This is a genomic window from Bizionia saleffrena (assembly GCF_008086175.1).
Classification (GTDB): Bacteria; Bacteroidota; Bacteroidia; order Flavobacteriales; family Flavobacteriaceae; genus Bizionia; species Bizionia saleffrena.
Window position 1 is genome coordinate 24834 of sequence record NZ_VSKM01000020.1, and the last position, 7742, is coordinate 32575.

The 7742-nt window shown below is 35.1% G+C and carries 9 protein-coding genes, 1 tRNA gene and 1 pseudogene; 7 read left to right on the forward strand and 4 right to left on the reverse strand.

Features of this window, described 5'->3' with window-relative positions; genetic code table 11:
• Positions 1-94 precede the first annotated feature (94 nt).
• From ES676_RS13890 to ES676_RS13910, 5 genes and pseudogenes are all read left to right on the forward strand, one after another.
• Entirely contained in the window at positions 95-751 is a 657-nt protein-coding gene (locus tag ES676_RS13890; protein ID WP_148370932.1) for a metal-dependent transcriptional regulator, read from the forward strand.
• 13 nt (positions 752-764) lie between these two features.
• On the forward strand, positions 765-1193 hold the full coding sequence (locus ES676_RS13895; RefSeq protein WP_148370933.1) for a hypothetical protein: 429 nt from the start codon (positions 765-767) through the stop codon (positions 1191-1193).
• A gap of 47 nt (positions 1194-1240) precedes the next feature.
• Positions 1241-1453, forward strand: coding sequence for a hypothetical protein (locus tag ES676_RS13900; RefSeq protein ID WP_148370934.1), 213 nt, complete (start codon positions 1241-1243; stop codon positions 1451-1453).
• Positions 1454-1501: 48 nt separating this feature from the next.
• On the forward strand, positions 1502-1870 hold the full coding sequence (locus tag ES676_RS13905) for a hypothetical protein (protein ID WP_148370935.1): 369 nt from the start codon (positions 1502-1504) through the stop codon (positions 1868-1870).
• 181 nt (positions 1871-2051) lie between these two features.
• Positions 2052-2339, forward strand: a pseudogene (locus ES676_RS13910) (OmpA family protein); the annotation flags it as partial.
• Positions 2340-2385: 46 nt separating this feature from the next.
• Here the strand turns inward: ES676_RS13910 and ES676_RS13915 are convergent.
• The 4 genes from ES676_RS13915 to ES676_RS13930 all read right to left on the reverse strand — a co-directional run bounded on the left by ES676_RS13915 (position 2386) and on the right by ES676_RS13930 (position 5647).
• Positions 2386-2520, reverse strand: a complete 135-nt coding sequence (locus ES676_RS13915; protein WP_148370937.1) for a FeoB-associated Cys-rich membrane protein — start codon at positions 2518-2520, stop codon at positions 2386-2388.
• 49 nt (positions 2521-2569) lie between these two features.
• On the reverse strand, positions 2570-4669 hold the full coding sequence (gene feoB / locus ES676_RS13920; RefSeq protein WP_148370938.1) for a ferrous iron transport protein B: 2100 nt from the start codon (positions 4667-4669) through the stop codon (positions 2570-2572).
• Positions 4669-4899, reverse strand: a complete 231-nt coding sequence (locus tag ES676_RS13925) for a FeoA family protein (protein WP_148370939.1) — start codon at positions 4897-4899, stop codon at positions 4669-4671. The genes feoB and ES676_RS13925 overlap by 1 nt, the downstream gene beginning before the upstream one ends.
• 76 nt (positions 4900-4975) lie before the next feature.
• Positions 4976-5647 (reverse strand): SCO family protein, encoded by a 672-nt coding sequence (locus tag ES676_RS13930; protein WP_148370940.1) that lies wholly within the window; start codon positions 5645-5647, stop codon positions 4976-4978.
• Between the two features lie 165 nt (positions 5648-5812).
• On the opposite strand from ES676_RS13930, the gene rseP reads away from it, so the two are divergent.
• Positions 5813-7153 (forward strand): RIP metalloprotease RseP, encoded by a 1341-nt coding sequence (rseP, locus tag ES676_RS13935; protein ID WP_148370941.1) that lies wholly within the window; start codon positions 5813-5815, stop codon positions 7151-7153.
• Positions 7154-7221: 68 nt separating this feature from the next.
• A tRNA-Asn gene (locus ES676_RS13940) sits at positions 7222-7295 on the forward strand.
• Positions 7296-7742: the final 447 nt, after the last annotated feature.

Sequence of the window (7742 nt, forward strand, 5' to 3'; positions counted from 1 at the left end):
AAATTATTTTCTGCAAATGTAAACTAATATTTAGATTAGTCTAAATTTATATTTAGATTTTTATATGTGTATATTTGTAAATCACACGCTATCTATGATTACATTAACAGAAGAAAACTATATTAAAGCTATTTATCATTTGGGTAAATATGGCAAGGCAATGGTAAACACCAATGCTATAGCCGAAGCACTAGAGACAAAGGCATCGTCTGTTACCGATATGGTTAAAAAACTCTCGGAGAAAGAATATCTTAACTATAAAAAATATCAAGGTGTTGTATTAACCGAGAAAGGGAAACACATTGCCGTAAATATTGTTAGAAAGCATCGATTATGGGAAGTGTTTTTAGTTGAAAAACTTAATTTTACATGGGATGAAGTGCACGAGGTAGCCGAACATTTGGAACATATTCGTTCTGAGAAATTGATTAACGAGTTGGATGCTTTTTTAGAATTCCCCTCGTATGATCCGCACGGCGATCCGATTCCTGATAAAAATGGAAATTTTAAAAACATTGATAAAATAGCGTTATCTCAATCTGAAATTAGTCACATTTATACCTGTGTGGGCGTAAAAGATACGTCGTCTCATTTTTTAAAATACTTAGATGGTAACAAAATTGGGTTGGGCACCATTATTGAAGTCCTCCATAAAGAACCTTTTGATAATTCTGTAAAAATAAAATTTAATGCGACCGAAATGGTAGTGTCGCAAAACGTTGCTAAAAATTTATTTTTAAAAGAAGTTTAAAATACATACCGCTATGAAATCATTACTTTTTGTTATTGCGCTTTTATTTTCAGTTGGGCTTTTTGCTCAGGATAGTACCGATACTACTGTAAAAGCACCTGTTATAATTACAAAACTCCCCATACAAAAAACAGCAACTTTAAAAGGGGTTACTATAAAATTTGTTAGTGTGGTTTCTGATTCGCGTTGTCCTAAAAACGTGAATTGTATTTGGGCTGGTGAAGTTGTTCTTTTAGTTGACGTGCAACACGGAGGTAATAAAGCGGAGGCAAAAACAATAACCATTGGTTTTAAAAGAAACCCAACGGGTCAAGAAACCGATATCATTTTTAAAGATGAATCCCTTACGATACAAGCGATGAACGTATCACCATATCCCGAATATGGGGTTGAGGTAAACGCTTCAGATTATGTTTTGCTTTTGGACGTTGAGGCGTATTAACCTCAGGCTTTACAAGAGTTAAGAAATGCTAGGACAATAGGGAAAGTATGCCTAATTTAAGGTTTTTTTTCTTGGTTTTTTCAATAACGGTCTCTTCTCAGAATTTAGTGTTGAACCCTAGTTTTGAAGAGGCGAGGAGATGTACAGAATTGGTTGGAAATTTTGATGCGAATGTTTCCTTTTGGTCTTCTCCAACTTATGGCTCTACAGATTTATTTAACTCGTGTTCTGAAAGAGAAACGGGCATTCCTTATAACTAGAACGGATTTCAGGAAACACTATTTGGTAACAAATATGCAGGTTTTTATTTGTATACTGATGACGACTATCGCGAATACATACAAGGCGAGCTAATGCATGCTTTAGAACCAGGTGTGGAGTATACAGTGACCTTTTATATTAACTTGGCTGAAAATTCCGATTTTGTTATTAAAGATATTGGTTTTCTTATGTCTGCAGAACAACTCAAAGTCGCTGTTTTTACGGGGCTTTCTAAAAAATTATTAAAGAAGATGGGTGTTGCAGATTATTCAATTCATAATTTTGATAGTAGCGCGTATTACGATAATAAAACGGACTGGGTTCGACTTGAAAAGATTTTTATGCCAAGGGTTATGAGACGTTTGTTATTATTAGAAATTTTAAAAAGAATTCAAAAACGGATAAACGCCTCGTAGTCGATAAGAGTAAATTTGATATGTCTTATTATTATATTGATTTCATCACCATTGAAAGGAAAGCAGTGGGTGTAGTGAACGCAGCTAAGAGTAAAGAACTATTAGAAAAAGTGACTAAAAGCCCCTAGAATTAGATTTAAACAAAGATTACGTATTTAAAAATGTTGTTTTCGATTTCAATAGTTTCGAATTGTTGGATATGGCCAAATCGGAAATAGCCGGAGTTTATCAGTATCTAAATGAAAATGATGAGACTAAAATTATAATTTCTGGCTATACTGATACTGTTGGAACTGCTGTTTTCAATCAAGACCTTTCAGTAAAAAGAGCATATTCAGTTGCTGAATTTTTAAGATTGAGTAAAGAGAGAATCCATTCTATTGGATACGGTAATTCTATGCCGATCATTAATAACGACACACAGGAAGGTCGTAATAGAAATAGAAGAGTCGAGTTTAAGATTGAGTGAAATAATTAAGTTTAACTGACTTATTTAAATGGTTCACATTAAGTTCTTAATGACAACCACCACATTCATCTGTGCCACACGCTTTTTTCGATTTCTTTTTCCAGAAAAACTTCTTAATTAAAAAAGCAAGTGCTAAAGCTAGAATGCTAAAAGCGAGTATGTTTTGAATTAGTGCGTTCATAAAAGTATTTAGTTTACTCTACGACTGCTTAGTCGTACGTATTACAAAATCATTTCAGTAATTGGTAGGCAATTAAAGCAACAACGTAAGCAAACCCCGTCATTACTACCAATTGTAATATTGGCCACTTCCAACTGTTGGTTTCACGTTTTACCACGGCCAAAGTACCCATACATTGCATCGCAAAGGCATAAAATAGAAGTAGAGAAACACCAGAGGCGAAATTAAATAAAGGACCACCCAGAATTGGGTTCACTTCACCAGCCATTCTGTTTTTTATAGTATCTTCATCGTCGTTACCAACGCTATAGATAGTAGCGAGGGTGCCCACAAAGACCTCACGGGCAGCAAACGAACTTATTAAGGCGATACCAATTTTCCAGTCGTAACCTAGAGGTCTAATAGCAGGTTCTATGGCGCGACCTGTTATACCAATAAAAGAATGTTCTAATTTATAAGACCCGATTTTTTGTTGGAATTCGTCTTCGGTTAAGTCTTGAGAAGCGTATTCTTTGGTCATTATTTCCTCTGCATTATTAAATTCTTTACCAGGGCCATAAGAGGCTAAGAACCACAATACAATAGAGATGGCTAAAATAATTTTACCGGCTCCAAAAATAAAAGATTTTGTTTTTTCGACAACCGTTAATGCAACGTTTTTAAGTAAAGGGAGTTTGTAGTTTGGCATCTCCACTACAAAGAAGGTTTTACTCTTAATTTTTAATATTTTATCTAAGATATAGGCAGAAACAATTGCGGCCGTAAATCCTATAAGATAGAGTAGCATAAGTGTTAGTGCCTGATAACTTAAGCCTAAAATACGTCCTTCAGGAATGACTAACGATATAATAATGAGGTAGACTGGTAAACGTGCCGAACACGTTGTAAACGGGGTGACTAAAATAGTAATTAGGCGTTCTTTCCAGTTTTCAATATTTCTAGTTGCCATTATTGCAGGAATAGCACAAGCGGTTCCTGATATTAACGGGACAACACTCTTGCCGCTAAGACCAAAACGTCTCATTATTCTATCCATTAAAAATACCACCCGGCTCATATAGCCGCTTTCTTCTAGAATGGCGATAAATAAAAATAGAAAGGCTATTTGCGGAATAAAGATAACAATACCGCCTAAGCCAGGAATAATACCTTCGGCTATTAAATTGGTAAGTGCGCCTCCAGGAAGTGAGTTTTTTATCCACTCGCTTAATGAAGCAAACGCGCTATCGATAAAGTCCATAGGCACGCTCGACCAATCGTAAATAGCTTGAAAAATAGTTAATAGAATAAACATAAATATAACGTAACCCCAAACTTTGTGCGTCAATATGCGGTCTAAACGATAACGTAAATCTTTAGCCTGAGAAACATCTATATCTTGTCCTTTTTTTAAGACGTTATTTATAAACTGATACCGTTTAATCGTCTCTTTTTGTTGGAGGCGTTTTAGGTCACCTTCAGATTTTGTTTTAAAACCATTAATGGCTTCAATTTCTTGTCTAGTAGTTTTTCCGAAGTTTACATCTTGCGTAATTACCAGCCACAATTTATACAGTAGTTGATTAGGAAACGCTTTACGCAGTTTATTAAAATAATCGACATCAATTTCCGAAGCGTTTAAACAGCATTCAGTAGAGAGGTCTTTATAATTAATTATTAATTGCTTTAAATTATCTATCCCTTGTTTTTTTCGCGTACTAACGAGGGCGATTTTTGTTTTGAGTTGTTTTTCTAAATAATCGATATCTAACGAAATACCTTTATATTTCATTCTATCGGCCATATTAATGACCAATAGCGACGGGATTTCTAAATCTTTAATTTGCGTAAAAAGAAGAAGGTTTCGTTTTAAATTTTCGACATCACTCACCACAACAGCAACATCGGGGAAATCTTTATCGTTTTTATTTAAAAGCAGTTCTATAACGACGTTTTCATCTAAAGAGGACGCGTTTAAACTGTAAGTACCGGGTAAATCGATAATATGAGCTTTAAGCCCACGCGGTAGCTTGCAGATTCCTTCTTTTTTTTCGACGGTAATACCTGGATAATTCCCAACTTTCTGGTTTAAACCTGTTAAAGCATTAAACACAGAGGTTTTACCGGTATTGGGATTGCCTATTAAAGCGACATTGATCTGCTTACTCATTAACCTATTTTTTCAATTAATATATGCAGAGCAGTCTCTTTTCTAATTGCTAGATGGCTGCCATTAATATTTAAATACATGGGGTCTGCAAAAGGCGCGACTTGCACAAGCATAACATCGTTGCCAGGTAAACAGCCCATTTCTAATAGTTTTAATGGAATGTGAACCGATGAGACATCGACTATTATGGCTTTTTCTCCGCGTTTAAGATGTGCTATTGTTAGTTGCAAGCTTATTTAGATTGATTTTAAAGAAGCAAAAGTAAGTGAAAAAAGGACACTAAAAAAAATTGTAGCTTAAAAACTGCTATTTATATTCTTTTTTTAACGTTTTTATATCATTTAAAAGTTCAGAAATGGCTTCCGGGTTGGTACCATCATAGAAGCCGCGAATTTGACGTTTTTTATCGATAAGCATAAAGTTTTCGGTATGAATCATGTCGTACTTATCGCCATTACCATCGCTTTTTACGGCTAAGTAGCTTTTTCTAGCCAGTTCGTAAATTTGCTTTTTATCTCCGGTAACTAGGTTCCATTTTTTATCATTAACCCCTTTTTGTAGTGCGTACTTTTTTAATTGTGCAACGCTGTCAATAACAGGGGTAACAGAGTGCGATAATAACTTAACCTCATCGTCGGTAATAATTTCTTTCTGAATCGCTAGCATATGATCTGTCATAATCGGACAAATCGTCTGGCACGTAGTGAAAAAGAAATCGGCAACGTAAATTTTATCTTTATAATCGTTTTGAGTAATTGTTTTTCCGTTTTGGTTCGTGAGACTAAAATCGGCAATTTTATGGTATTTTTTAACGTACTGAATAGTGCTATCTACAAGGGTTGTATCGACTTGACTGGGTTGGTAAATAGGTAGCGGTTTTTCGACATTTAAAACAGAATAAATAATAGCAATGATAACCGCGCATAATATTCCGAAACCGATGGCGAACTTTTTATAGCCCTTAAAAAAATCTAACATTTTAAAACGTTCTGAAAGTGAAGTACAAAAATACAATGAAAAAGAGAGTCTTCATGGGTTTTTGGCTTATATATTGCTATTTGGTAAAGCAAAGCAATAATCGCTTTTTAAACTAAGCCTAAATACTTACTTTTGGGCGTTATAAAAATGAATATATAAGAATACATGGAATTTGTTATAAAAATAAGTCAGTTTTTACTAAGTCTTTCACTATTAATCGTTCTTCACGAGTTAGGCCACTTTATCCCAGCGAAATTATTTAAGACGAGAGTTGAAAAATTCTATCTGTTTTTTGATGTGAAATTTTCACTTTTCAAGAAAAAAATTGGCGATACCGTTTATGGTATTGGTTGGTTGCCATTAGGAGGTTACGTTAAAATTTCTGGAATGATCGATGAGAGTATGGATAAGGAACAGATGGAAAAACCGCCAGAACCTTGGGAGTTTCGTTCTAAGCCCTCTTGGCAACGATTAATAATTATGTTGGGAGGTGTTTTTGTAAACTTTTTACTGGCGCTAATCATTTACATTGTTGCGGCGTTTGCATACGGAGATACCGATATTTCTGCAGATAGCATAAAGGATGGTTATTTAATTGATAATCCGTTGTTAACCGATTTAGGGTTTCAAACTGGTGATGATATTGTGATGGTGGGTACTGCTAAAATTGTAAACGTATCAGATGTTAGAACCAATATTATTGGAGCCGAAACTGTAACCATTAAACGTGATGGTGCTGAACAAACAATAGCTTTACCTGTAGACTTTTTAGGTCAGCTATCGACAAGTCAAGATAGACGCCTTTTTGAGCGACGAATTCCTTTTATGATTGGTAACGTTCCCGATTCATCGCAGAACAGTAAAGCGGGTTTAAAACCTAAGGATATTATTTTATCTGTAAATGGGGATAAGTTGCGATACTCAGATCAAGTGGTCTCTAAATTAAAAACGGTTAAAGGAGAAACGGTAACCGTAGAAGTCTTAAGAGATAAAGAAACGATAACGAAAACGCTTCAAATTGACGATGAAGGTCGTTTTGGAGTTATTGCAGGATCATTCCCTACCTTATTTGCAGAATTAGGGTATTTTGATATCGTTAGAAAGGAATATACTTTTGGTGAAAGCTTTGGTGTTGGATATGCTAAATTCACTGATCAAATTACAGGCTATTTTGGTCAGTTAAAATTAATATTTAGTCCGAGTACAGGTGCCTACAAGGGTGTTGGTGGTTTTAAAGCTATTTTCGACATTTTCCCTTCTACGTGGAGCTGGGAATACTTTTGGGGCATTACAGCGTTTCTATCGATTATGTTAGGGGTTTTAAACTTATTGCCAATTCCGGCTTTAGATGGTGGACACGTAATGTTTTTGCTATACGAAATGATCTCTGGAAAGAAGCCAAGTGACAAATTTATGGAGTATGCACAAACAGTTGGATTCTTCATTTTAATAGCATTGGTGCTATTTGCCAACGGAAATGATGTCTTTAAAGCAATATTTAATTAAATTTTTTTCAAAAAGCTTTGTAGAAGTTAAAAAACATACTATATTTGCACTCGCAACAGCGAAAACACTCCTCCTTAGCTCAGTTGGTTAGAGCATCTGACTGTTAATCAGAGGGTCCTTAGTTCGAGCCTAAGAGGAGGAGCAAGTTTAGATAAGCCACTAGAAATAGTGGCTTTTTTTATGGAGTAAAGTCAAGTGTTTATTCAGGCTTGGGTAGTGCTTCAGGGATCAACTTGGATCAAGTCCAAAAGTTGTGGGATTTTAGGATTAAGCAAAAATAGTGGTCAGCCTGAAAAGGAAAAATCCTACGTTTCTAGCACCTCTAAAGTTGCACAGAACACTCAGTAATGTAGCGATTAAACGCCATACTATGGATCAAACGTAAAACTTGGGGAGAAACTTTATCTTTGACAAAAACAGATTAGATCTTGGATATAAAATTAGCACAGTATTTGTTACCGGAAGGCGTTATGGATTATTTTGAAATTGTAGACCATAAATCATCAGAAGGTAAGGTTCATTTTTACCTAGAAGAAAAGAACGTGCTGCCCAAGGAGTACCAATCAGAATTAGCGCAATCCAAAGGCTT